Below are 24,894 nucleotides of genomic sequence, written 5' to 3' on the forward strand. Positions count from 1 at the left end.
AAGCAAACAATAAAACCTACACTGCTTTTGATTGTAAATAACGTTATCCGGCTAGGATAAGTACAGAGGAAAGTACGATGAAAAAGGACGTTTTTGGGATTTGCCTATCAAAATCCATGCTGTCAAATAACTTAAATACTACCTTTACTCACGTGAGGGCTTATCAGTCACTAGAGAAAAATAGTGATGTAAAAGTAATGCAAGCTTACCCTCAACTTTCAGGTAAAGAAGTTCTCAGCACCATGCGAGATTCAAATGAACTCTTATGGCGAGCTGAGTTTAGCTGCCACGTTATGAAATAGCTCAGACAAAGCTTCAAATCGGCTAAAGTCTGCGCGATTCTCCCCTGTGTAGCACACCCTCAATGACTTCGTTGAGGGTGTTTCTCATTCTGGCCAATACTAATAGCCTCGTTAAGTCACAAACTTAAGCACTTCCCTATACAACGTCCTACAAATTTTCACCAATAGTCCAAACCAACCAATCAAATTTGGGATCGAACCTGAAATTCAATACAATGATCAATATAAGTTCGTATTGATATTAAAAATAACTATTATTCTTAAGGGTAGTGAACGCAACTCAACAAACTCATTAATAGTGAATTACACACTCAGTTAAGCAGTTAAAAGGATTTAACACGCATGCAAAGCGACATTGCTCAAAAGCCCGTCATTCTCGTTGTAGATGATATACCGGATAATATTCACACCTTATCAGGTATTCTTTCTGATGAATTCAAGATCAAAGCAGCGACAAACGGTAAAAAAGCCATCCAGATCGCCAATACCACGCCTAAGCCTCACCTCATCTTATTAGACATCATGATGCCAGAAATGGATGGCTACCAGGTATGCCAGGAACTCAAGTCCAACCCGATGACGGTTGATATTCCAATCATTTTTGTCACCGCTAAAGCAGAGATTGTTGACGAACAAAAAGGATTTGAAATGGGGGCTGTCGATTACATCACTAAACCCATTAGCCCCCCAATAGTGAAAGCCCGCGTTCAAACTCATATAGCACTTCACAATCAGAACCTTGAACTTGCTGTTAAAGTCAAAAAACGCACCGAACAGCTTGAACAAACAAGGTTAGAGATTATCCAACGCCTTGGCCGCGCGGCAGAATACAAAGACAATGAAACCGGCATGCATGTTATTCGAATGAGCCACTACTCAAGGATCATTGCCGAACAACTCGATGTAAACGAACGTTGGAAAGAACTCGTTTTTCAAGCCTCACCTATGCATGACATTGGTAAAATCGGTATTCCAGATAAAGTACTAGGAAAGCCCGGAAAGCTGGACTCAGACGAATGGGATACCATGCAGCAGCATGTCAAAATTGGGGGGGAAATAATAGGTGATAGTGACTCGTTGCTTCTTCAAATGGCAAGAGAAATCGCGCTTTTTCACCACGAGAAATGGGATGGTAGTGGTTATCCGCATGGTACCAAGGGTGAAGACATTCCATTAAGTGCCCGTATCGTTGCCATTGCTGATGTATTTGATGCTTTAACCAGTGAGCGCCCATACAAAAAGGCGTGGTCAATTGAAAAAACGGTAACGTTAATTAAAGAAGAAGCAGGCAAACACTTTGACCCTTACTTAGTGGACGTGTTTCTAGGACAACTTGACCAAGCACTTATTATTAAAGAGTCATTCACCGACGATCATGTCATTGAAGCTCAAGAGTAGACTCTTTTACGTAAAGGACAGCCTCCCTCTACGATAGATGAAGACATGTTATGACGAACAAAACGGGGGAAATAAACCCGTGATTATTCATTGTTCTCATTGAAATTTAACGCTAAAGGTAGCGTGGCTGTTTCAAGAAAGATTTATAAAGGGAAGCTAAATAAATGCTCTCAGTTACTAACTTTACATTAGATTCGCGACGTATCCTTCTAGGGTTCATTCTCGCGTCTTGTTTACTCGTTATTGCAGGTACACTAGGTTGGTATAGCCTCACCACCCGTTTTGCGACGGTTGATCAATACGCCAACTCTGCACAAATAAACGCTTCCTTTGATCATATAAACGTTCTTGAACAACACTATATCCATAGCCCAGAACCGCAAACGGCTGATAGCTTATTCAGTGAGATCACTACTGCTCAGAAGCTTATCGAGAAAACCGACGACGCTGAGCTAAAATCTCAGCTTCAACAGTTAGTGCCTAACTACCAAGATCAATTTAAACACTATATAGGCGTCGACGAAGAGGTCTCCACAATTCGTCAAATGATGAATAAGGAAGCGCAACAAGCGTCACTGTTCATTGGTCAGACGCTAGATAAGTACGACAGCCAACAACAGAGCGCTTTAGCTTTATTAGAGCAACAGCGAGAAATGACAGAAGAGATATCTGAGATCGCTCTTCTAACGCATCGAACGTTGAGCCTGATCGCCTCGGCCCAGAGCGCTGAAAAACAGTATCTAATCAGCCAACACCCTCACGACTTCGCTAATTTCCAAAATCAAATCCAATTACTCGAACAGACCTTAGTCGCTCTATCTCGACAAGGTCCTGAAGCGCTCTTTCAAAATGATGAACTACTACTCAAAGTTGAAAAAGAAAAGAACCAGTACATGACATACTTCTTTCAGCTAAGAGGCGTAAGCAAACAAAGCACTTTAAGAAAAAGCATCGTTACACAGCTTGAACGATCCGCGCTTTCATTGATACAAGCCGCCAACGCCGCTAGATCTGACATAGAAAAACAGCTTTCGTTAAGCCACACCAAGGTAAACGACACTCAGGAATACATCAGTAAAAACCTTGCCGTTGGTGCCAACATACTTTACTTACAAGCCATTCTTAATCGTGCACAGCAGCACGATCGCGATTATTCAATGGCGAAATCACTGCAAGCGAAAGACACGCTTTCAAACCAAGTTATCGATGAACTCACCTCAACGATATCATTGTTAGAATCCATCGACTCTCAATCTAACACATCACTTCACTACGAAAATACCGGACAGATACTTGCCCACACTCAGGAGTATCTCGCGCTTTTTCGTCAGCTTGTTGATAAAAAAGAGTCAGCCACCGAGTTAGTTTCAACACTAGATGAACTACACACTCTATTTGAAGCGTACCTCTCACCTTCATTCGAACAGCAATTCTCCATCGTTTCAAAGTCTGGAAACATAACGACTTACCTCGCCATTGGTGGCGTTATATTTCTCGTGACTTTGTTACTCTTAGGGCTCTTAGCCAATAAATCTCATTCTGCTTTAGAGCGCCTAGCAAAGAGCCTAGCCATCGCAAAAGATGATGCAGACGCCGCTAACCAAGCGAAGTCTGACTTCCTGGCCAATATGAGCCACGAGATACGAACGCCAATGAACGCGATTATTGGTATGAGTTACCTTGCACTGAAAACCGACCTCACCAAAGCACAGCGTAATTACATTCAAAAAGTGAAGCTCTCTTCGGACTCACTCCTTGGGCTTATCAATGACATTTTAGACTTTTCTAAAATCGAAGCGGGCAAGCTCGATATCGAAAACGTGGATTTCCACTTGGAGAATGTACTCGATAATATTTCTAATTTAGTTGGGTTACGAGCTTCAGAGCGTGGCCTAGAACTACTTATCCACATTGATAGAGACGTACCAACCACCTTAGTTGGCGACCCTTTAAGGCTCAGCCAAATCCTCATCAATTTGGCGAACAACGCCGTTAAGTTCACCGAGAAAGGTGAAGTCAAGATCGCTATCCGAGTACTCGAACGTGATAAAGACAGTGACGGTATCACCCTCCAATTTGATGTATCAGACAGCGGCATAGGGATGACCCCAGAGCAAGCTGGCAAGCTATTTAATAAGTTCACACAAGCTGATAGCTCAACGACTCGAAAATACGGTGGGACGGGGCTTGGCCTTGCGATAAGTAAAGAGCTAACTCATTTAATGGGCGGAACAATCTCAGTAGAAACCGAAGTCAACAAAGGTTCAATGTTCACCTTCTCAAGCAAAATGCAGGTAAGTAATAGCCTTAAGCAAGATACAATCACAGTTCCCCCTACCCTCGACCAACTCAATGTGTTGGTGGTTGATGATAATGCCAGTGCACGTATCATCGTGACCGAAGTACTAAGCTCGTTAAACTTTCAATCGTCATCCGTATCGAGCGTTGATCAAGCCATTGAGCAATTAACACAAACTAGCGAATCAGGCGTTCAGCCTTTCGATCTCATTATTTCCGATTGGCAGATGCCAAGTAAAGACGGTATCGACCTCGTTGACAGCGTAGTTAACACACTCACGTTCGAAAAAGCGCCTAAGATTTTAATGTTAACTTCATACGGCAGAGAAGAACTCGGCGAAGCGCTCAATAAGCGCGGCCTGCCTACACTGAATATTTTAGACAAACCAATTACTTCATCTCATTTGTATGATGCGATTATTGGCCTTTATGGCATCGACTCAGAGCGTGTTAGTCGTAGTGATGTTCAAGAGCAGACTCAGTTAGCCAATATTCAGCATTTAGCCGGCGCAAAACTGCTTCTGGTTGAAGATAATGAAATTAACCAAGAGCTGGCTGTTGAGTTACTTGAAGGCCAGCAGATTTCTGTCACCATTGCAGAAAATGGAAAAGAAGCCATTGAGAAGCACCAACAGTATCAATTCGATGGGATTTTGATGGACTGCCAAATGCCAATCATGGATGGCTACGAAGCCACCGCTTGGATAAGAGAAGAGTTAGACGATCATGACATTCCAATCATTGCGATGACAGCCAATGTCATGGAGCGAGACAAAGAAAAAGCCAAAGCGTGTGGAATGAATGACATTATCGCTAAGCCAATCGACGTTGGAGCAATGTTTAGTACCTTAGCAGAATGGGTAACGCCTAAAACCCCTATTACGTTCCAAGCCGATACTGCGCTAACTGGTAGCTCACATAATGCAGAAAACACGTCGCAATCTTTACCTCTTATTGAAGGGTTTGAGACAGAAGCAGGCATAGTCAGAGCGAACAACGACGTAAACCTGTATAAGAAACTATTAAGACGTTTTGTAGACAGCTATCAAGATACAAACAAAGTTCAAGACTCACTCAACGCCTCTTCTGAGGAAGAGATAAAACGTTATGTGCATAGTCTCAAAGGCGTTGCGGGCAACATAGGTGCTCAATCACTACACACCGCTTGTGCTGCTTTAGAGGCAGCGATTGGTACCGACACGCCAGTGGGCAGTCTTGCGAAACAGATGACGGATGAGCTTGAATTAGCCATTAGCAACGTTAAATCAAGTCAGGTACTCGGTGTAGATACACAAACTGGCGATGGTGGCTTTGAAGCCGAGGCTGATAAAACCAATGGAAAAGTAGCAGAGTCTTTAGGTTTAAAGCTCTTTGACCAAGCCACCTTCGACGCTCTTAAACTCACCATTGATGCGAACGATACCGATGCACTTAGCCTTGTTGATGAAATAGACAATAGCCACGTCATCGGCATATCAGATTCAGAGCTAATACAACTAAAGAGCGCGTTAGAAGAATTTGATTTTGACACTGCGCAAGAAATATTAGCGACCAGAAGTACGACAGCGTAGCATCGATATTTTAAACATTTGGCCCCTATTCCATAGGGGCACATAGCGAAGTAAGAGCACTATCATTTTCCCTGAACTCGAAATGGGATAACATTTGCCCTAAATAATAAAACTAAGTGAATCGCCATGCTCGATTACATCGAACCTGTATTTCGCCCACCTTCTGAGTGGAAATCGTTGATTCTACAAGTCACTAACGGCTGTAGTCACAATCTCTGCACCTTTTGCGACATGTATACACAACCTCAAAAGAAATTCCGTCCAAAGAAAATGGAAGAGATTGAGCAAGAACTTCAAATGATTGCCAAATCAGGGGCACAGGTTCACCGGGTATTTCTCGCGGATGGCGATGCCATGACGCTACCCTTTCGCCGCCTAAAAGAAATTTGCGAACTGATTAACCACTACTTACCTAACGTTCAACGTATATCAAGTTACTGCCTGCCAAGAAACCTAACCAATAAAACCGTTGAGCAACTATCAGAGCTCAAAAGCCTAGGGCTATCACTCATGTATGTAGGATGTGAGAGTGGTGATGACAAAGTCCTAAATAAGGTTGAGAAAGGTGAAACCTTCGAATCTTCATTGATCGCTCTGAATAAAATTAAAGCGGCAAGCATGAAAAGCTCGGTTATGATCTTAAACGGCTTAGGTGGCCCGAAACTTAGCCACCAGCATGCCATTAATTCCGCAAAACTAATGAACGCTGCTCAGCCTGATTATCTTTCAACACTGGTCGTTTCGTTTCCCCTTGGTGAAGAACGTTTTGCTAAGGGTTTCAACGGAGAGTTTCGTCAGTTAAATCAACCCGAGCTGTTTCAAGAGATAAGATGGCTATTAGAAAACCTAGAATTAAATAAAACCATTTTTCGTTCTGACCACGCGTCTAATTATCTTGTCCTCAAAGGCATTCTTGGCAAAGATAAACAAAAGCTTATAGACAAAGTTGACCTCGCTATAAGCCAGCCAAGTATGATTCCACTGCGCCAAGAGTGGCAACGAGGCTTATAAAAGCGCCTCTGAATAAGGTGATGATGCGAACACGGCCAATATATTCATTTTCTCAAGTAAAGAGAGCGCTGTATCGAATTTTCTTCGTTGAGCTTCTGTAAACTGAAAAAATTGAGCCATGGCCTGAACGGCATTACTGCTCTCCCGCCACCTTAAGCCCAACTACACCGAGAAATATCATTACCAACGGAGTCAACGCAACGGTCACTTCTGCTAGAGGTAACTCAACAAACATTTTCCCGCCAAGGAGGTGCGCTACTACGTTTAGCAACACAAGTACTATGGCAACAGTGCACAGTAAGATCTCTTTTTTAACTCGACTCATCGTATCAACTCCAATTCACTCTTTTAAGTTATCGTCATCATACTTGTGATCACTCCACCTATAATAGATACAGGTTTAAGACTATTATCTATAACAGATGGAGTAACACCTTACACACGCAAGATAAAAGAGATTGTCATTGGCTAAATATGTAGAGCTTGCCGAGCAAATTAAAGATCAAATAAGAAACGATGTTTGGGAAATTGGTTGCAAGCTTCCCTCTTTACGAAAGCAAACGGAGTTGTCAGGGTTTAGTTTAATGACCGTGATGAATGCCTACCAGTTATTGGAAAGCCAAGGTTGGGTGGTATCGCACTCTCGCTCTGGCTACGTGGTTGCCCCCAAAGTCCCAGATTCAATAGCCCCTGCAGCTAATCACCAAAACCAACTTCAAATATCTGAGTCCATCGATATAAATGATTTCGTGTTTGATATCTTGCAAGCGAGCCGAAAGAAAAGCGTGACAAACTTTGGCTTTGCCTACCCTGATGCCACCCTTTATCCGCAAAACCGAGTCAACAAATCCTTGATGAAAACAGCGCGGGAAATGCCCACCTCTCATGCGTTAGATAACCTTCCTCCAGGAAATGAGACCCTTAGGAAGATCATCGCCAAGCGCTATGCGTCTCAAGGTATCACCGTAAATCCAGACGAGATCGTCATTACGGCGGGTGCCCTGGAAGCACTGAATTTAAGTCTACAATCAGTAACCCAAGCGGGCGACTGGGTAGTCGTAGAATCCCCTGCTTTCTATGGCGCACTTCAAGCTTTAGAGAGGCTCAATTTACGCGCACTCTTTGTTAAGACTCACCCCAAAGATGGCATAGACCTTAACGCGCTCGAACAGGCATTAAGCACTCATCCAGTAAAAGCGTGCTGGTTGATGACCAACTTTCAAAATCCGTTGGGGTTTACCCTTTCCGATGAAAAAAAGAAACGGCTCATAGAGCTACTTAGCGCTCATTCGGTTTACTTAGTTGAAGACGACGTCTATAACGAGCTCTATTATGGAAATACCAAACCACTTCCCGCAAAAGCATTTGATACCAAAGGTATGACCTTACATTGCTCCTCTTTTTCAAAGTCACTGGTAGCGGGTTTTCGTATTGGTTGGGTGGCGGCGGGAAAGAATGCGCTGAAAATCCAAAAACTGCAACTCATGAGTACTCTGTCAACCAGCGCTCCAGTACAACTTACGCTCGCTAATTATCTATCAACTCGGCATTACGAAAACCACTTAAAGCAACTTAGACGAAAGCTCGAGCAAAGAAAGTTTCAAACATGGCAATTACTGCGAAGTACTATGCCTAAAGAAGTTGATGTCCATTACTCGACTGGCGGCTATTTTATATGGGTTGCGCTGCCAACTCATATCAATGCGACTGAACTTTATCGATTGGCGCTCAAAGAAGACATCAGCATTGCTCCGGGAGAAATGTTTGCAACCAATCAACAATTTAACCATTGCTTTAGACTGAATGCATCGCTTGAGATCTCTGAAAAAGTAGAAAGAGCCTTAAAGCGATTAAGCGTATTAATGACAAAGCTCATTTAACGCAATAGAAAAACGAGCATGATAGAAAAACAAAAAGGCAGCTACATGAGCTGCCTTTATCAATTCAAAACGCGATCTTTCATTAACTATGTAAGATTGTCGTTGACGGTTTTAGTACCGCACTGTTCACAAATGCTATGTCGAGAAAAATCATCCATCGAGGCTTCAAACGCTCCAACTGCTGCGCTTTTAAACATTCCACTAAAGAAGTCAGTTAGCTTGTTCTCTTTAGGTTCGTCCCTTACTAAAACAACGATATGAGAGGTCGTATCCTCACACCGCTTACAATAATTGTTCTCTTTCTGGGTTATCATTTAATCAACACCACACACATCATCATTTGAAGAATTAAATATAACCGTTTGAAATGGGTGTGAAAACAGTTATTAATATAGTTAATAACTGTGACTATCTTCTAACTGCTTATTCAAATAAGTAATCCAACGATCACCTTCTGACGTCTCTTCTACCTTATTCGCTTGCTTAGCATATTGTAACGCCAAGCTAAGCTGTTGGGTTCTATAAGCCGATTGAACTTTAGCGAATAGCATAGAAGAGGTGAGTTTACTCTCTGGAATCTCATTAAGTTCCTGTAAAGCGAGTTGATAATCACGCTGACTTAAATACAGCTGTGAAGCTTGCCAATGGTACTTACTGTCTTTCTTTGCAGCTAATTGCCAATACTCAATCGCGGTATCCCATTGCTTTGATTGTTGCCACAACTGAGCTTGACGAACGATCATGCCAAGATCGGTCTTGGCGTCATCCAGCAATGCGAGCGTTTGCGCTGATTTAGACGGAATACCTTGGTCCGCGTAAAGCTGAGCCAGCATTCGTATTTCTTGTTGGCTCAGCGGAATGCCTTGTAGCTTTGCGAGAGTCAATACGTTCAACGCTTGATTAGAGCGTTCTCTACGAATTTCAATACTCACCAATTGTTGCCACCAACGTGCGTTATCTGGCTCAAGTTCGATTAATCGACCTAACGTTTTTGACGCATCCGGCCATTTTTTCAATTGAAATTCACCGCCCAATCGCAGTGAAAGCATGGCAACATCAAGCGTTGGCTCAAACGTTTGATATTGCTTTACTGAATCCAGAACATCAGGCCAGCGCGCTAATTGATAGTTAGTTTGAGTAACACGAAGCCAAACCAGTGCATTGCCATGCCCCTCTTCAACTAATCGAAGGTAATAGCTAAGTGCCTCTTTATATTGGACGTTTGATAGATAGAGATCCGCAAGCATACGAGTCGTATCGACAAACTGCTCATCGGCTAATAAGCCACTATCAACGGCATATTTCAATTGATCGATAGCCGCTTGAATTTGTTCATTTTGCCAATAAAAGACTCCCAGCATACGTGCGACAAATGCTTTGTCGTAGGCTCTACTGGTGGAGACGCTTTCCAAAAGCTCAATGGCTTTGGTTAGTTCTCCATCTAATGATTGAGTGTGTGCTCTTTGTACACGTTGCGCCGTTGATTGACTCAGTTCATTCGCCAACGCGGATTGAATCGGAATTAAACTAGCTAATGCAATGATTGAGCTAACGAGGAGTTTCTTCGAAATATTCATCATTTTTGCAACTTGAACTCTAGTTTCACGGATTGTCCTTGTTGTACCACGGCTTTGTCATTCACCACTTTAGGTTGGTACTTCCAACGCTTGAGCGCACGTATCGCTTCACGTTCAAACTGCCTCGGCGGGTTAGCTTCAACCACTTCGATTTCGGTAGGGCGACCCAGTTCATCAATGGAAAAATGCATGACAACGTAACCTTCTAGCCCACGTCGTAATGCTCTAGCCGGGTAAGTTGGTTCCACGCGATGAAGCGGCATGGCATTTTGATCCATGCTGACATCTCCGATCGACGGCAGTGAAATCTGCAACCCTTGCACCGACGTTTCCATTTCGAGCGTAGGCATTTCAAGTGCCGTATGTGACATATCTTGAGACTGAACTTGCTGTCTAGAGGTTGGCACTTGAGGCGGTGGCTCAAGAGGCTCTGGTGGCTCAGGAACCGCCCGTCTTCTTCGCTCAGTCAACGACTCTTCTTCCACCATGACCATGTCGAATCGTAATGGTTCAGTCTGTTCCGCTTTCTCGGTGTACTTGGGTTGCACCATCCACGCCATAAAACTAAACAGACCTAACGCGACAATTAAGGCAATGGGGATAGCAATAATGACACGAGGCATTAAGACTTCTCCGCAGCCAAAGCAATATTCACCACACCCGCGCCTTTCGCGGCGTCCATTACTTTCACTACCGTACCATTGTACGCACGTTCATCGGCTTGTATGACTAAAGAAGCATCAGGTTTATCAAGCAACAAATGTTCGATTGTTGCCTGAACTCGTTCAGCATCCACCAACCGTTTGTCGATAAAAATATCGTTCTCCGAGGTGATCGCAACAAAAATGCCTGCGTCTTTTTGGCTCACGACGTTTGATGCTTGAGGGCGATTGACTTCCACACCCGATTCGCGAACAAATGAGCTGGTGACAATGAAGAAGATCAGCATAATGAAGACGATGTCTAACATCGATGTCATATCGATTTGTGCATCTTCTTGTTTTGATTGACGTCTGCCTAACCTCATCGTTGGCTCCTTAAAGATTGTTCCAATTTTAATTGGGTTCGCTGGCACGCCTTGGTTAAGCGCGAATGGGCAAATACGCCAGACAACGCCGCCACCATGCCAGCCATTGTTGGTAAGGTTGCTAAAGAGATGCCTGAAGCCATTAACTTAGGGTCGCTACTGCCTTGGTTTGCCATCACATCAAACACAGAAATCATACCTGTTACCGTACCAAGTAGCCCAAGCATTGGGCAGATAGCAACAAGCACTTTGATGAAGTTAAGATGCTGATAAAGCGCTTGTTTGGCTTCTGATAACCAACCATCTCGTATGGCTAAGGCGTGCCATGAGGCGTGATCATTACGTTGTTGCCATGCCTCTATCCACTGCTTTTTTTCTTTTGGAAAAGACCAGACAAAATAGATCACTCGCTCAACAACGAAAAGCCAAGTTACCACTACAACCGCCGCTAGCCACCATAAAACCTGCCCGCCCTGCTCCATGAAACTGAACAAATCCATAAAATCAAGCACAGCATTTAATTGAATATTTGCTAGCACATTTGCCATTACGCTGGGCTCTCAGTCAATACATTGTCTTGGGCAACAGGTTGCTTCGAGAAAACGTCAATCGTATCGTCACGTTCAGCTTGCTGTGCGACGAGACCAATACCCTGCTTCTCTAAAATGTTTCGGATATTTTCTGCTTGCGTACTCAATAAGTTGTGAGCAAGAAGTAAAGGCATCGCAGCAACTAAACCAAGCACAGTCGTCATCAATGCCATAGAAATACCACCCGCCATGACTTTAGGATCGCCATTACCAAAATGAGTAATCACTTGGAAGGTTTCGATCATGCCCGTCACCGTACCTAGCAGACCAAGCATCGGCGCAAGTGCCGCAAACAATTTGAGCATCGACAAACCTTTTTCAAGGTGTGTTTGCTCATCGACGACCGCTTCAAGCAAGCGAAGTTCTAACGCTTCAACCGTGCGAGTGTTCTCTTTGTTGTAAACAGAAAGGATACGTCCCAATGGGTTGTTGCCTATTTGTTGAGGCTTTTTCAACTGCTTGCGAATTTTCACCTGAGCCACAGAAAGCGTAATACCGCGATACAGGGCAATGAATAAGCCAATCGCTAACAGCCCTAGAATCACTTTACCCACCACACCCGCAGCTTCTAGACGATCTTTCAGTGTTGGTTCTAGCTCTCTTTGGCTTAAGATAACACCACGAGAAGGATCAACCTGCCATGACTTTGCATTATCAGTGGATTGTTGTTCATCGTCCTGAGAATACAGAGTTAGGGTTGTAATATCAGGAACTTGGCTTGGCTGGTTCGCATAGTACACCGCTTGATCACGAGCGCTATTCCACTTTAAATAACCTAGGTCACCCACAAGCGCAAATGAGCCGATACGAAACGCACTTTGCGATGTCGCTTTGCCATCTGAATTCACGATGGAGACATCCACTGGGGATAATTGCGCGCTGGCTTTAATCTGTTCGTTCAAGCTACGCCACAAACCGGTCAACTCATCCATTGAGGGTAATGTGCGCGCTTTAATGATCGAGTCTACATAAGCAGAGTGTGCGTTGGCATCAATCGCTGTTACTGACTCTTCAACCTGAGGTTCTAGCTCTTTGGCAACCTGTCTTACAACGCCAAACAGCTCACCCAGGCTACCTGTTTCAAGGCGAAGGTTTTCTTCCAAACGCGCCAATTTGTCTTCATTGCTACTGAAAGTCTTCGCTAACTCGTCAGTCTGGTTTTGTACAAAGTTTCGCTTAGCTTCTAGCTCCGCTTTTCTCTTTTTAAGCTTATCTTCTGTCTCGATAAAGGTTAACTGCCTTTGAGCGTTCTCTTTTTTCTGCTTGGCATTATCCGCTTGTGCCTTTTTGGTCAGGCTATTTTGAACAGGTTCTTGAGCCGCGTACGTTGGCTCGATGTACACTGAACCTAATACGCCAGCCAACATCAATGTAGTGAGTGCTAAAGCTTTCATTTATGCGCCTCCGTTACATTGGTGGTGTTTAAAGAGTAATCAGATGATTGGGTTTCAAACGATAGAGGTACGGTTAGCAAGCTCGGTGCTGCCTGATTATTCGCAATACGAAAAGCGCTATCGAGATTATTAAAGCTAGAAGAGTTAACCGATTCCCATTCGTTACTCGCTCGATTCCACGACCAATATTGAGAACCCGAACGGTTTCGAGCAATCAGAGAGATTCGACCTAAATAGAAGATCTCAGCTTCAAAAGTCTCACCACCAGCCAATGCTATTTGACCATCATAAACGCCAAGCTTGGTACCGTAATCCACTTCTAATTGATACGCTTCCAAAATGCGACGATACTTCTCAGCATCACTGACATCAGATTGGCTCATCATCGCTTGTAGCCTTTCTACACGTTCCAATCTCGCTTGCTGACGAATAGGACTATCGTACTTAACAATCTGCGTTAATCCATCCAACATTTGATACATCAACGGTACGACACCCTGCCTCGTATCGTGAATTTGATCGATCTGTGATTCAATACTTAACGCTTCTTGGTTCTGGTTATTCACCATCGATTCTAGGTGATCGCGATACACTTCAAGATTCGCCAACTCTTGTTCTAGTTGCTCAATTTCAGCTCTCAATTGTTGCGAGGAATCGAAACTCTTATCGATCACCTTTTGGCTGTTGGCTGCATTCTTATGGGTATCTTTTTGTATCGCTGTTGCATCAGACAATGACGATGCCACACTAGAACACGACATCGTCACTACCGCAGCTAAACTGCACGCTTTAAATAATTTCATCACTGGTATTCACTTTAAAATCATTATGTTCTAAATAAGTAAGTGGTTCGAAATGAGTCTGTGGCTCCATATAGCTTGTTACATAAGCTGTAGACTACGATTTCCGACCTTTTAATAACAGCAGTAAAAAATAGCTACCACCAATAACAGAAACTATCATACCTGCCGCAATTTCAGCAGGGTATCGAAGGTTCTGCCCTAACCAATTCGCGGCTAATAACAATACAGCGCCAAGTAGCATTGAAACGATTAACTGCTCTTTCGCTTTCTTAGCACTTAACATAATGGCCATATGAGGTGCTAATAGCCCTAAAAACCCTACAGGCCCCATCACTGCCGTCGTAACTGCACAAATAAGGGCAACGAGCACAAATAGGCAGGTAAACGCGACAGGAACATTCACCCCTCTCGCTTTCGCAAACAGTCGCCCAGCGGACAGCAGGGCTTACCATCGGTTCGTCATTAACGCCAAGAATAATATTGGCGGCCACTAAGGCACATGTCGATCCTGATGTTCAGCCAAGAATATCAGGACTTGCCAATGGATTGTATATAAGTCGTTGTAGTAACACACCTGTCGCAAGCCCTACACCAACGCAAATAGCAGTTAATATACGAGGCTAAAGTAAACTCAATGCAAATTCATCGGGCCAACGAATAGTCCACTCCAGCGCACCATCCACATTATTTCTTGTGACAAAAACCGCCACCAAGATGATAATGATAAACAATACCATTAACTTAACATATTGAAAACGATTCAATATTGCTTTTGCCCTAGGCAGGGTTATCGAGAATTGGTCTTTAGCCTTCAGCTTACGCCTTGTAAAAAAGATCAAAGCAGACACACCAATCAACGCCACAGCAGTGCCACTTGGGACAATGTCCAAGGTGTGACTGCCAATGAACATGGTAATCCAATCAACGGTGATCAATAACACTGCACCTAAAATGGTACTTATCATTAATTCACTTTTTGGGGTTATTGCGTCTATTGCCCGTGCAATATTAGGAGATAGTAGGCCAATAAAACTCATTACTCCAACCCTACTGATAGCCGCTGATACTAACTTGTAATTGTCTTCGTTCCCATGAGGCAGTCAATATTCTCTATTCCAAAACCAAAATACCCAATGTATTTCTACATCGGGTATTTAAACTACGATTGAATATCACCAAGTTCTAATTAACTGGTTCTACGTATAATTAGAATGCGTAAGAGACGCCAAACTGGAACGCTTGCTCTTCATAGTGGTCAGCAATAAATGACGCCGTGGTATTACGGAACTCTACGTAAGGCTGAATCGCAGTCTCCACGTAAGACACACGAGCTTCGTAGTGACGATTCACATCGCGGTCATTATTTAGCCCATCTTCAAATTGCTTTTGATTTACATAATTGAAAGATAATTCAGCCATGTGCATCAGTTCGTAAGAAAAGCCAAGGTCGACTCGACCAACCTGAGATTTATACGTGTTATGAGCATGCCCATGACTGTGACCCGTTTGGTACGAAGATTTGTCCATAGAAGAGGTACCGTGGTCATAGCCAACACGAGCACTTAGCGTTAAGTCCCCAATAACTTGGTAGTCCGTACCAACTCTAGCGCGAACCTCTTGGTCACCGACACCACCATCAGCGTAGGAGCCGTAAACGAATAGACCAACATCGTCAGTCACATTCATGTAGTGACCAACACCAACCTGATAAAACTCATGGTCTCCCGCTTCAGCTTCAGCATAAACGAACGTACCGTGAGCATTCATATAAATAGCTTCAAAACCATAGCTTTGCTCAGTTTTAGTTTTACCGTGATTCGCTTCATCTTCAAATGCGGTAAAAACCTCAATTTGACTTCCCTTGGAAACATCAACATTGCCATGGGCCATAACCCCAAATGAAAGCAGCGTAGCCACAGTTGTAGGAAGTGCAATAATTGTTTTTTTCATTTTATAACCTTGATTGGAACAGTAGTAACGAGAAAGCCACCGGTATGCGAGTGACTTTTTCAGAATCACTAGACGCTCATTAGTGGATATATGTAACGTGCCTCTAAAACAAAAATTATGTTATAACATAACAATACATTCTCAACTAAAAATATATAAATCAATATTGAGACGTTGTTACCCACTCTTACGAACAGGAAATAAGTCATTGAAAAATCTATTTTAATAAAAAATAGACCAATAAATTCGGGCTTAAAGAAAACGTGTTTTAATGGAATTAATCGAATGATTAGCCAACACTCTAAATATCGAGGTTGTTGAAAATTTAGGTGTGAAAGAACGTTCAAGTTATAAGAGATCAAACTTAAGCGGTAGATTCTTGGTGTGGTAAAAAATCAAAACGCCCCCGACGAGTCGGAGGCGTTCAATTTTAATGGGCTTTAGAATAAATACTGGCTATTCACCACTGAATATCTTCTACTTTGCTTCCTTACCAGAACGCTGCTGTTCTTTCATCGCAAGCTTTTGCTTTTTACGTTGTTCTATTAGGTTTGCAGCTTCACCACCAACATGGGTTTCACCACGAGCGTTTGACAGCTGTACCTGCTTTTCGCGTTCACGGAATCGTGCCTTTTGCTCATCGCTGTGCTTGTCGATACACTTAGGGCAGCTCACCCCTTTTTCGAAATGCTCAGACGCTTGATCTTCAGCGGTAATAGGCAAGCGGCAAGCGTTACAAACATCGTAACCACTTTTCTCTAATTGATGGTTAACCGCGACGCGACCATCAAATACGTAGCAATCGCCTTCCCACATAGTCTCTGCTTCTGGCACTTCTTCTAAGTATTTAAGAATACCGCCTTCAAGATGATAAACCTCATCAAAGCCCTGCTCTTTCATGTAGGCAGTAGACTTTTCACAGCGAATACCACCAGTACAGAACATCGCCACTTTTTTATGTTTCGCAGGATCTAGGTTATCTGCAACATACTGCGGGAATTCACGAAACGTTTCAGTGTTTGGATTAACGGCGTTTTTAAAGGTACCGATGTCTACTTCATAATCGTTACGTGTATCAACAAGGAGTACTTCAGGATCCGAAATCAGTGCATTCCAATCAGCAGGCTTAACATAGGTTCCTACGACGTTGAGCGGGTCGATACCTTCAACACCCATAGTGACGATCTCTTTTTTCAATTTCACTTTAGTGCGATTGAAAGGCTGCTCTGCATTGAAGGATTCTTTGTAAACCACATCAGCAAGGCGAGAATCGAGTTTGAACCACTCTAGCAACGCATCAATGGATTCGCGCTTGGCTGCTACCGTACCGTTGATTCCTTCGCTGGCTAACAGCAAAGTACCGCGAATATTATTCGCTTCGAGGAGTTCAGTGAGGGGCTGGCGAATTTCTTGGTAATCTTCAAGCGTTACAAACTTGTATAACGCGCATACAACATATTGAGACATGGTTTTTCCTTCTGCGAGCTGGAACGTAAATCCAGTGCGTGTCTTTAAAGACGGTTTAAAATCACGCGAAGTATAACTAAGCATAGGCTTCACAAAAACCAACCAAAAACAGGGCTATTTATCCTTTAAATAAACAGGGTTAATAGCCACGCGAAAAAAGTGGTACGGGATCTCTTTAGGCGATATCAAAATTGATTTACCTGGTTTGACCAGTTAACATTAATTTCACACTTCAATAACAGAGTTTCATTATGCACATTGATACCCTACTTCACCAAGTTCAAGAATGCGCAGTCAACGACTCAACAATGACATTTCCAGATAACTGGACACAAGGAAGAACCGCATTCGGTGGTATTTCGGCAGCACTGTTATATACCGCAATAAAAACCAAAGTGGCCGACAATCGCCCTTTACGCTCTCTTACCACGAACTTTGTAGGGCCCCTTATCGTCGACATGCCTTTCTCTTTTGAAATTGAAGTTCTGCGAGAAGGAAAGAATGCGTCACAGTTAACTGGCCGAATTATTCAAAACAACGAAGTCGCCGTCATACAGCAAGCCAGTTTTGGCATAGAAAGGTTTTCTGAAGTGGAAGTGGGCAATTCTATTTCTCACGAACTGAAATCGCCAGAGTTATTGCCCCAAGTCCCTGTTATTCCATCGGTTACACCGAACTTTATTGCCAATATGGATCTGGCCATTGATGACGGCGCAATGCCTTACAGTGGTACGCAGCAATCCCATTTAAATGGATGGATGCGCTTTAAACACCCACCAGAGAAAATTACCGACGCTCACTTAATCTGCTTAATTGACGCTTGGCCGCCTGCCGTACTGCAGATGATGAAACAACCATCACCAGCCAGTACCATGATGTGGAACCTTGAGTTCATTCATCCGCACAAGCCTGTTGAGCCAACAGATTGGTTTGCCTATAAAGCCATAACTCGACAAGCGGCGAATGGCTACGCCCACCTAGAAGCTGACATCTGGAACGATGAAGGAGACCTTATTGCGATTAGCCGACAAAGCGTGGCCGTGTTCAGTTAACGATTAGGCTTCCATTAACCCTATATAAAAACTGCCGAGTCGTTAAACGATCTCGGCAGTTATGATTTCAACTTGTGACTATTTTTTTAAAGTCTATGACGCCGCTAACGCCTTCTTCTGGTGCGCTAGATATTCGTCGTACGTCCCTTGGAAATTAACAAGCTTCTTGTCTTTTACATCAATGATTGATGTCGCCAGTGATGATACAAACTCACGGTCATGGCTCACAAAAATCAGCGTGCCTTGGTAATCCTTCAAAGCATTGTTGAGTGCTTCGATTGCTTCCATATCCATGTGGTTGGTTGGCTCATCCATAACAAGAACGTTAATGTCTTGCATCATTAGCTTGCCAAACAACAGACGGTTCTTTTCACCACCAGAACAGTTCTTCGCTTTTTTGTTTGCATCATCAGCAGTAAATAGCAGACGACCTAAAATTCCACGAACCATCAAATCATCGTGTTTAGTGGTACGCCACTGTGATATCCAATCGAAGATGCTTAAATCGTTGTCAAAGTCAGCAGTGCTATCTTGTGGGCAATACCCAAATGTTGCATTTTCTGACCATTTCACCACACCTTCTTTCTGCTCTAGCTCATTCACTAGACAGCGTAGAAACGTTGTTTTACCCACACCGTTTTCACCGATAACCGCAAGGCGTGTACCTGCTTCTAACAGCAAGTTACCCTTTTCAAACAGCATGCCTTCTTCAAATCCGTGCCCTAGATCTTTTAACTCAAGTGCTAATCGATGCAGTTTCTTACCTTCACCAAAATCGATAGACGGGCTAACACGGCTAGATGACTTCACTTCGTCTAGCTTGATTTTGTCCATTTTCTTCGCACGTGAGCTTGCCTGTTTCGCTTTAGACGCGTTCGCACCAAAACGGTTAACGAAGTCTTGAAGTTCACTGATTTCAGCGGCCTTTTTAGCATTACTTGAAAGTAACTGTTCGCGAATTAGACCTGATGCTTCAAGGAAATACTCGTAGTTACCTGGGTAGATACGAAGCTCACCGTAGTCGATATCTGCCATGTGCGTACAGACTGAGTTCAAGAAGTGACGATCGTGTGAGATAATGATCATTGTACATTTACGTTGATTCAGCTCTTCACCAAGCCAGTTGATGGTATTGATGTCCAAGTTGTTGGTTGGTTCATCAAGAAGCAGAATATCTGGGTTCGCGAACAGTGCTTGAGCCAATAACACACGCAGCTTCCAACCCGGCGCAACTTGCTGCATTAAGCCGAAGTGGAACTCTTCTTCAATACCCGCTTGAATCAAGATATCGCCCGCACGTGCTTCGGCGGTGTAACCGTCCATTTCTGCGAATTCGCTTTCAAGGTCGGCAACTTTCATTCCATCTTCTTCGCTCATTTCTGGCAATGAATAGATACGGTCACGCTCTTGTTTGATTTCCCACAGTTTACGGTCACCCATGATCACGACATCAATAACGTTATATTCTTCAAACGCAAACTGATCTTGGCTCAATACGCCAAGCTTTTCTCCAGGAGTGATTGATACGTTACCTGAGCTTGGCGTCAATGCCCCACTAAGAATCTTCATGAAGGTTGATTTACCACAGCCGTTGGCGCCAATTAAGCCATAACGGTTACCATTACCGAACTTAGCTGAAATGTTTTCAAATAAAGGCTCTGCGCCAAATTGCATGGTGATGTTTGCGGTTGAAATCAAAGAAATATTCCTAGATATTAAGATTGGCTATTCACGTTTAAAGATAGGCCGAATCGACTGAATGTAAACAACAAGTTTGTAGGCGGCGAATTATACAGATTTATTGAACAAAGAACAGATGTGAGACGTAAGTCACACCTTATAATTCGCTCTAGAAGGTGAAACATAGCCCACCGTTAGACGCTTCACGCCAATAGTGAGCACAAACATGTTATATACAAACGTTTTCAAGGAGGAGAACCATGCAAGGGTATCGAATAAGTACACAGTCAAATGAGATGGATATCGACGTCATACACTCTTTTATCTCAACAAGTTATTGGGCGAAAGGGATACCCAAAGCAACCATGCAGAAAGCGATTGATCACTCACTGTGCTTTGGTGTGTTTGATGAAAATCAGAATCAAATTGGCTTCGCTCGCACAATCACTGATTACACGACTTACGCGTATTTGGCAGACGTCTTTATTCTTGAACATCACCGAGGAAAAGGACTGAGTAAATGGTTAATTAACACGGTGTTAGAACATCCAGATTTACAAGGATTACGAAGAATCGTTTTAGCCACTAGGGACGCACACGGCTTATACGCTCAAAACAACTTTAAGCCTTTATCGACTCCAGAGAATATGATGGAGATTTGGACGCCAAATATTTACCAGTTATAGCTACCTAATAACTGGCTCTATAATTTCCGTTTTTTGTTAACGCCCTACGAGCCCAACATGGAAACATAGCAGGGTTACAATTAGGGCGAATCATTTTGAATGCGATAGTGATCAGTTGAGTGCGATGTACCCTCGCCCTTGCATACAGTTACGCATGAGATCGTCACGCTCCTTTTGATTGGCCGACGCGGCGGTATTTTTTGACCCTCTGCCCGATAATATCCCAATTGTCGTTCCAATTGCGGCGCCCGTTTTTGCTGCGCTACTTCCAGAATTTCCAGACACACTGCCCGCTATCGCGCCCGCAGTGGCACCACGTAGGCCTCGTTTTACTCCCTGTTCAACGGCACCTTGCCCCTCGTTGTGACCAACATTATCCAGTAAATGATAGCACTGCTGATGATCATCATTGAACTCGGTAGTGTCGTACTGAGACTGATCAAAAATAATGGTATGAGCATTGGCATACGTCGGCATAGCCGCAAACAGCAATACTCCAATCGCGGCCCCTGTATTAATGATTCGGTTGCGCAGAGATTCGTTTTTCATAAAATTGCCCCTTCACAAAGGTGGCAAATCCGTCTGCCGATTAAGTAGTCGTGATTAAGTGATTAAAAATCGTAAGAAAGACCAAGCGTGACAACATTGTCGTTGTCAATTGGGCCCATTGACGAGCCGTTGATAAGTAGCTCACCTTCGTTGGTATTGAAATAGGTGTATTTCACGTATGGCGTCCAGTCATTGATCGTTTTAGAAAGAACAAACTCATGTTCATTGGTACGGTATTCACCTTGCGTGAATGCACCGCTGATAGAAGAATGAATATAGCCGTTAGAACCATCACTATTTTCATGGGTGTATTGGTAATCTATACTCCAACCATCATGTGAGTAACCTGCACCGACTAAAAACTTGTTGGTATTGATACTCGTATCACTCAAGTTTTCCAATATCTGACCAGATTGCTTGTACCCCAAGCCACCGAGTACATAAAGGCTCTCAGTCAACTGGTAGTCGAGAATACCTTCAACCAAAATTTCTTCGCCTGTTTCCCACTTACCGAGTTCGCCATAAAGATTAAATGTGAGCGAGTCGTTTATCTGAAAGTCATGGCCATAACCCGCAGCTAACCAACCCTGATCATCAAAACCGATATAGACTTGACCATTGTCAGACGTGTCAATCAGCGCGCCTGCTTCTGTTGTGTAAACACCATTATCAGCGGCGTTCGACGCCACATTTTGTTCCACGTAAACTTGAGTAGAGCTGGCAAAAGCGGCGCTACTTGCCAGTGACAGAGATAGGGCAATTAAGGTTCTTTTTTTCATGATTTCTCCAATACAGTTGAGCTTGATTAGCTGCTGGAGATTATGAAACGTAAATTTCATTTAATTAAGGCGGTAAACTTTAGATAATATATCAATTCTATTTATGACTGAGCGTTTCTAGACACTTAGATTCACTTCACCTATTTTTCGTGAGCGCCGACTTTAGTGATTCACGTACTTTCATGTGTTGCTCGTCTTTTGCGTAGCGTCGATGATAGAGCATTCTGAACTTAATTGGTCTTAGCTTAATGGGGAACGTGTGCACCCTAAGGTTTAGTGCAGGAGCGAGTTTTTCAGCCAACGAACGCGTCGACGCAGCAATATAGTCGGTCGAGCTTGCCAACATAAGCATGCTTGAGATCGAACTGGTTTCTATTCGAATTTTACGAGGCTCTATATCGCTATCAGACAAGAACTCCACGGTATCCATCTCTGCCCGTCGAATTTTTAGGGCGATATGTTCTTCCTGAAAATACTCTTCTTTCGTTATTGATTCGCCAATACGTGGATGATCAATACGAGTTAAGCAGACGGGCTCTTCATCAAACAAGACCTCTTCAATCAAAGAGTGTTTCTTACTGGAAACAACATCCACCACAATATCCACTTTCTGAGCGATCAGCGCGTCAAACAACTCATTCTCTTCTAACGGGGCTTCGGTAAAATTGACTCCGTCGACACCACTAATGAAATGCAGCAAGCTCTCGGTGCAATACACATTTAAATTGCTCGTCTGCTGTTCGACCGTACCGATGATATTCAGAGGATCTTCTATTTTGTTCGCGAGCGACACCGCCGCCCCTGTGGGTGCAATGCCTCTCCCCTCTCGAACAAACAGGGTTTTCCCCACCACCGATTCAAGTCGCTTAATGGCTGCGCTCACCGCGGGTTGAGTCAGGTCTAACTGATCAGAAGCTGCCGTAATGGAGCCGTGTTTGTACACCGCTAAGAATGTCGTCAGTAGATTCAAGTCCAATTCTGTCTCTCACTTTTATTATCGTGAATCATCACATTATCAATGGATCATCACAGGCACTGTTTATTGCTCATCAATAACGAAACACGCGTGGCAATATCAACCATGAAACATAAATTCAATTTATGTTTAAAGCATAGTTCACTCTATATAACAAACCTTCATTTATCAATAAACTTGTTTGCATCGGAGTGAGGAAGGAACTTCATTTCAACTTTTAAAGACTCAAACCGATAGGTGGAACTATGAAAACTTACGCAAAATTATCCGTTATCTCTACAGCAATGATTATTGCAACAACGGCTTTCGCGGCTGACCCAATGATGGAATACAACACGAAGCAAACCAATTCTGATATTCAGAAACTTCAAAAATTCGAATATCACGATGGTGAAACATTAGAAGAATATTTAGCAACGCAACCTGAAGGAAACCTGTATTCGTCTGAAGAAGAAGTATTGGCGGTTCTAATGGGCGGCGTAAACAACGGCGACTACCGTAAAGAAACCAACACTGGCTGGAAAGAAGGGTTAATGTTTGAAGGCATCGCACCGTATGGTGACCACATGGTGTCTGGCGCTAACTGGTTCCCTCGTACTGAAGAAGTTCAACCTGACGAAATGCGCGTCACCTTCATGGGTACGTCACCAATGATTCGCCCAGGGCAAGCCAACACATCTATCTATGTCGAACTCGGCAACGGATCTAATTTTGTCTTCGACCTTGGTGAAGGATCAATCGCGAACTACGTCGCCGCGGGGGTCGCAATGAACGAGCTTGACCACATCTTCATCACTCACTTGCACGTTGATCACTATGGCTCACTGCCTTACTTGTACCAATTTGGTGGTTGGAATGGCCGCTGGGAAAAGCCACTAAACATCTATGGGCCAAGTGGCGCAACACCGGAATACGGTACGCGACACATGGTTGAAGGCATGCAACAAATGCTGAACTGGCACACAGATGCGTTTGATGTGTTTCCTTCCGGCAACGACATTGTGGTTCATGAATTCGATTTCCGAGATGACGGCGGCGTGATTTACGACAAAGACAACGTGGAAGTGATTCACTGGCGACGCAGCCACGCTAAAGATGGGGCATCTGGCTACCGTTTGAACTGGACTCAAGATGATGGACGCGTGCTGTCGTTCGTATGGACAGGTGACGGCCGACCAACCGAACTCGACCTGAAATACGCGAAAGGTGCGGATCTGTTTATTACTGAATTGCAAACAGAAACGTTTGGTGTTTCATCCATCATTCAAGGTGTACCACCGTTCCTAGCACGATACACGGTCGATACACACCATACGCCAGCTTACGCGGCGGGTTATGTGGCAAACGAAGTACAGCCGCGCTTATTTATGACAACACACATGACGTTTGACCCTTACCTCAACGAAGAAACGGTCGCGGAAGTTCGTCACCACTGGCAAGGCCCTTACCACTTCGGTGCGCCAGACGGCATTGTCGTGAACATGACCAAAGACAACGCTTGGGTTCGTGAAGGCATACTTCCAGACTTCCCGAACGCAAGAGCGCCACAATTTGATATGGCTGATGGCTCAGAGTTCAGAATTCCAATGCCGAAAAACAGCCGTGAAGACATTCAAGAGCAAGAGATACGTGATTTAGAGCTAGACCCTAAACTGTACTACCCAGAAGGCTACATGCCTGAGTTATTAACAGAATGGCCGGTCGACCGCGATATTGTCATGCCAGCAGAACAAATCCCTGCATCGATGAAAGATGGTATGAACACGAAGCAAGAGTACATGGATAGAGTACGTGAACACCACGGTTTGGAGCGTCAGTCAGTGACTCGCCCAACCCAACCCGGTGAAGCGGTCACAACAGACTAAGGGTAAACATCACTGAACGAGAGGGCTAAACGCAATACC

Annotated in this window: 23 protein-coding genes and 1 pseudogene; 8 read left to right on the forward strand and 16 right to left on the reverse strand. The window is 43.7% G+C overall.

The window, feature by feature from the left end; all coding sequences use genetic code 11:
* The first annotated feature begins 77 nt into the window (after positions 1–77).
* The 4 genes from KP803_RS00070 (at position 78) to KP803_RS00085 (ending at position 6,580) form a co-directional block, all read left to right on the forward strand.
* A complete protein-coding gene (locus tag KP803_RS00070; protein WP_248006791.1) occupies positions 78–302 on the forward strand; it encodes a hypothetical protein in 225 nt (74 codons plus the stop codon).
* A 342-nt stretch (positions 303–644) separates the two neighbouring features.
* Positions 645–1,700 carry a response regulator gene (locus KP803_RS00075; RefSeq protein ID WP_248006792.1) on the forward strand — a complete coding sequence of 352 codons (1,056 nt, stop codon included), beginning with the start codon at positions 645–647 and terminating at the stop codon, positions 1,698–1,700.
* Between the two features lie 164 nt (positions 1,701–1,864).
* Positions 1,865–5,569 carry a response regulator gene (locus KP803_RS00080; RefSeq protein WP_248006793.1) on the forward strand — a complete coding sequence of 1,235 codons (3,705 nt, stop codon included), beginning with the start codon at positions 1,865–1,867 and terminating at the stop codon, positions 5,567–5,569.
* Positions 5,570–5,695: 126 nt separating this feature from the next.
* Entirely contained in the window at positions 5,696–6,580 is an 885-nt protein-coding gene (locus KP803_RS00085) for a radical SAM protein (RefSeq protein WP_248006794.1), read from the forward strand.
* A 133-nt stretch (positions 6,581–6,713) separates the two neighbouring features.
* On the opposite strand, the gene KP803_RS00090 is transcribed toward KP803_RS00085, so the two are convergent.
* Complete coding sequence (locus KP803_RS00090; protein WP_248006795.1) at positions 6,714–6,905, reverse strand: hypothetical protein; 192 nt, start codon at positions 6,903–6,905, stop codon at positions 6,714–6,716.
* 139 nt (positions 6,906–7,044) lie between these two features.
* Here KP803_RS00090 and KP803_RS00095 point away from each other — a divergent pair, with 139 nt between their 5' ends.
* The gene (locus KP803_RS00095) at positions 7,045–8,460 is read left to right on the forward strand and encodes an aminotransferase-like domain-containing protein (protein ID WP_248006796.1); all 1,416 of its coding nucleotides are present in this window, start codon (positions 7,045–7,047) and stop codon (positions 8,458–8,460) included.
* An 86-nt stretch (positions 8,461–8,546) separates the two neighbouring features.
* Here KP803_RS00095 and KP803_RS00100 read toward each other — a convergent pair whose 3' ends face one another.
* The 11 genes and pseudogenes from KP803_RS00100 to trhO form a co-directional block, all read right to left on the reverse strand.
* Entirely contained in the window at positions 8,547–8,774 is a 228-nt protein-coding gene (locus KP803_RS00100) for a hypothetical protein (protein WP_248006797.1), read from the reverse strand.
* A gap of 81 nt (positions 8,775–8,855) precedes the next feature.
* The gene (locus KP803_RS00105) at positions 8,856–10,040 is read right to left on the reverse strand and encodes a tetratricopeptide repeat protein (RefSeq protein ID WP_248006798.1); all 1,185 of its coding nucleotides are present in this window, start codon (positions 10,038–10,040) and stop codon (positions 8,856–8,858) included.
* Positions 10,037–10,660 (reverse strand): energy transducer TonB, encoded by a 624-nt coding sequence (locus KP803_RS00110; RefSeq protein ID WP_248006799.1) that lies wholly within the window; start codon positions 10,658–10,660, stop codon positions 10,037–10,039. Before KP803_RS00110 ends, KP803_RS00105 begins: the two co-directional genes overlap by 4 nt.
* Positions 10,660–11,064 (reverse strand): ExbD/TolR family protein, encoded by a 405-nt coding sequence (locus KP803_RS00115; protein ID WP_248006800.1) that lies wholly within the window; start codon positions 11,062–11,064, stop codon positions 10,660–10,662. The genes KP803_RS00110 and KP803_RS00115 overlap by 1 nt, the downstream gene beginning before the upstream one ends.
* Complete coding sequence (locus KP803_RS00120; RefSeq protein WP_248006801.1) at positions 11,061–11,612, reverse strand: MotA/TolQ/ExbB proton channel family protein; 552 nt, start codon at positions 11,610–11,612, stop codon at positions 11,061–11,063. Before KP803_RS00120 ends, KP803_RS00115 begins: the two co-directional genes overlap by 4 nt.
* On the reverse strand, positions 11,612–13,048 hold the full coding sequence (locus KP803_RS00125) for a MotA/TolQ/ExbB proton channel family protein (RefSeq protein ID WP_248006802.1): 1,437 nt from the start codon (positions 13,046–13,048) through the stop codon (positions 11,612–11,614). The genes KP803_RS00120 and KP803_RS00125 overlap by 1 nt, the downstream gene beginning before the upstream one ends.
* Entirely contained in the window at positions 13,045–13,851 is an 807-nt protein-coding gene (locus tag KP803_RS00130; protein ID WP_248006803.1) for a DUF3450 domain-containing protein, read from the reverse strand. The genes KP803_RS00125 and KP803_RS00130 overlap by 4 nt, the downstream gene beginning before the upstream one ends.
* A 94-nt stretch (positions 13,852–13,945) precedes the next feature.
* A pseudogene (locus tag KP803_RS00135) lies at positions 13,946–14,471 on the reverse strand (iron chelate uptake ABC transporter family permease subunit); the annotation flags it as partial.
* Positions 14,472–14,951: an iron chelate uptake ABC transporter family permease subunit gene (locus tag KP803_RS00140; RefSeq protein WP_282437138.1), complete on the reverse strand. Its 480-nt coding sequence runs from the start codon at positions 14,949–14,951 to the stop codon at positions 14,472–14,474.
* Positions 14,952–15,057: 106 nt separating this feature from the next.
* Positions 15,058–15,801 carry a hypothetical protein gene (locus tag KP803_RS00145; RefSeq protein ID WP_248006806.1) on the reverse strand — a complete coding sequence of 248 codons (744 nt, stop codon included), beginning with the start codon at positions 15,799–15,801 and terminating at the stop codon, positions 15,058–15,060.
* A gap of 477 nt (positions 15,802–16,278) precedes the next feature.
* Positions 16,279–17,268, reverse strand: coding sequence for an oxygen-dependent tRNA uridine(34) hydroxylase TrhO (trhO, locus tag KP803_RS00150; protein WP_248006807.1), 990 nt, complete (start codon positions 17,266–17,268; stop codon positions 16,279–16,281).
* Between the two features lie 251 nt (positions 17,269–17,519).
* Here trhO and KP803_RS00155 point away from each other — a divergent pair, with 251 nt between their 5' ends.
* The gene (locus tag KP803_RS00155; protein ID WP_248006808.1) at positions 17,520–18,320 is read left to right on the forward strand and encodes an acyl-CoA thioesterase; all 801 of its coding nucleotides are present in this window, start codon (positions 17,520–17,522) and stop codon (positions 18,318–18,320) included.
* 93 nt (positions 18,321–18,413) lie between these two features.
* On the opposite strand, the gene KP803_RS00160 is transcribed toward KP803_RS00155, so the two are convergent.
* Entirely contained in the window at positions 18,414–20,018 is a 1,605-nt protein-coding gene (locus KP803_RS00160; protein WP_282437118.1) for an ABC-F family ATPase, read from the reverse strand.
* A gap of 242 nt (positions 20,019–20,260) precedes the next feature.
* Here KP803_RS00160 and KP803_RS00165 point away from each other — a divergent pair, with 242 nt between their 5' ends.
* Entirely contained in the window at positions 20,261–20,686 is a 426-nt protein-coding gene (locus KP803_RS00165) for a GNAT family N-acetyltransferase (RefSeq protein WP_248006809.1), read from the forward strand.
* A gap of 111 nt (positions 20,687–20,797) precedes the next feature.
* On the opposite strand, the gene KP803_RS00170 is transcribed toward KP803_RS00165, so the two are convergent.
* The 3 genes from KP803_RS00170 to KP803_RS00180 form a co-directional block, all read right to left on the reverse strand.
* A complete protein-coding gene (locus tag KP803_RS00170; protein ID WP_248006810.1) occupies positions 20,798–21,235 on the reverse strand; it encodes a glycine zipper family protein in 438 nt (145 codons plus the stop codon).
* Between the two features lie 62 nt (positions 21,236–21,297).
* On the reverse strand, positions 21,298–22,014 hold the full coding sequence (locus KP803_RS00175; RefSeq protein WP_248006811.1) for a hypothetical protein: 717 nt from the start codon (positions 22,012–22,014) through the stop codon (positions 21,298–21,300).
* A gap of 136 nt (positions 22,015–22,150) precedes the next feature.
* Entirely contained in the window at positions 22,151–22,990 is an 840-nt protein-coding gene (locus KP803_RS00180) for a LysR family transcriptional regulator (protein ID WP_248006812.1), read from the reverse strand.
* Positions 22,991–23,235: 245 nt separating this feature from the next.
* On the opposite strand from KP803_RS00180, the gene gntH reads away from it, so the two are divergent.
* Positions 23,236–24,855, forward strand: coding sequence for a guanitoxin biosynthesis MBL fold metallo-hydrolase GntH (gntH, locus tag KP803_RS00185; protein ID WP_248006813.1), 1,620 nt, complete (start codon positions 23,236–23,238; stop codon positions 24,853–24,855).
* Positions 24,856–24,894 lie beyond the last annotated feature (39 nt).

It is taken from the genome of Vibrio amylolyticus, from assembly GCF_023145695.1.
Taxonomy (GTDB): Bacteria; Pseudomonadota; Gammaproteobacteria; order Enterobacterales; family Vibrionaceae; genus Vibrio; species Vibrio amylolyticus.

What these genes read in the sequence shown, in the direction of transcription:
- KP803_RS00105 (WP_248006798.1), bottom strand. Translation starts at nt 10,040, where the DNA reads ATGATGAATATTTCGAAGAAACTCCTCGTTAGCTCAATCATTGCATTA.
- KP803_RS00145 (WP_248006806.1), bottom strand. Translation starts at nt 15,801, where the DNA reads ATGAAAAAAACAATTATTGCACTTCCTACAACTGTGGCTACGCTGCTT.
- KP803_RS00130 (WP_248006803.1), bottom strand. Translation starts at nt 13,851, where the DNA reads ATGAAATTATTTAAAGCGTGCAGTTTAGCTGCGGTAGTGACGATGTCG.
- KP803_RS00120 (WP_248006801.1), bottom strand. Translation starts at nt 11,612, where the DNA reads ATGGCAAATGTGCTAGCAAATATTCAATTAAATGCTGTGCTTGATTTT.
- KP803_RS00165 (WP_248006809.1), top strand. Translation starts at nt 20,261, where the DNA reads ATGCAAGGGTATCGAATAAGTACACAGTCAAATGAGATGGATATCGAC.
- KP803_RS00070 (WP_248006791.1), top strand. Translation starts at nt 78, where the DNA reads ATGAAAAAGGACGTTTTTGGGATTTGCCTATCAAAATCCATGCTGTCA.
- KP803_RS00100 (WP_248006797.1), bottom strand. Translation starts at nt 8,774, where the DNA reads ATGATAACCCAGAAAGAGAACAATTATTGTAAGCGGTGTGAGGATACG.
- KP803_RS00125 (WP_248006802.1), bottom strand. Translation starts at nt 13,048, where the DNA reads ATGAAAGCTTTAGCACTCACTACATTGATGTTGGCTGGCGTATTAGGT.
- trhO (WP_248006807.1), bottom strand. Translation starts at nt 17,268, where the DNA reads ATGTCTCAATATGTTGTATGCGCGTTATACAAGTTTGTAACGCTTGAA.
- KP803_RS00170 (WP_248006810.1), bottom strand. Translation starts at nt 21,235, where the DNA reads ATGAAAAACGAATCTCTGCGCAACCGAATCATTAATACAGGGGCCGCG.
- gntH (WP_248006813.1), top strand. Translation starts at nt 23,236, where the DNA reads ATGAAAACTTACGCAAAATTATCCGTTATCTCTACAGCAATGATTATT.
- KP803_RS00090 (WP_248006795.1), bottom strand. Translation starts at nt 6,905, where the DNA reads ATGAGTCGAGTTAAAAAAGAGATCTTACTGTGCACTGTTGCCATAGTA.
- KP803_RS00075 (WP_248006792.1), top strand. Translation starts at nt 645, where the DNA reads ATGCAAAGCGACATTGCTCAAAAGCCCGTCATTCTCGTTGTAGATGAT.
- KP803_RS00175 (WP_248006811.1), bottom strand. Translation starts at nt 22,014, where the DNA reads ATGAAAAAAAGAACCTTAATTGCCCTATCTCTGTCACTGGCAAGTAGC.
- KP803_RS00115 (WP_248006800.1), bottom strand. Translation starts at nt 11,064, where the DNA reads ATGAGGTTAGGCAGACGTCAATCAAAACAAGAAGATGCACAAATCGAT.
- KP803_RS00155 (WP_248006808.1), top strand. Translation starts at nt 17,520, where the DNA reads ATGCACATTGATACCCTACTTCACCAAGTTCAAGAATGCGCAGTCAAC.
- KP803_RS00080 (WP_248006793.1), top strand. Translation starts at nt 1,865, where the DNA reads ATGCTCTCAGTTACTAACTTTACATTAGATTCGCGACGTATCCTTCTA.
- KP803_RS00085 (WP_248006794.1), top strand. Translation starts at nt 5,696, where the DNA reads ATGCTCGATTACATCGAACCTGTATTTCGCCCACCTTCTGAGTGGAAA.
- KP803_RS00110 (WP_248006799.1), bottom strand. Translation starts at nt 10,660, where the DNA reads ATGCCTCGTGTCATTATTGCTATCCCCATTGCCTTAATTGTCGCGTTA.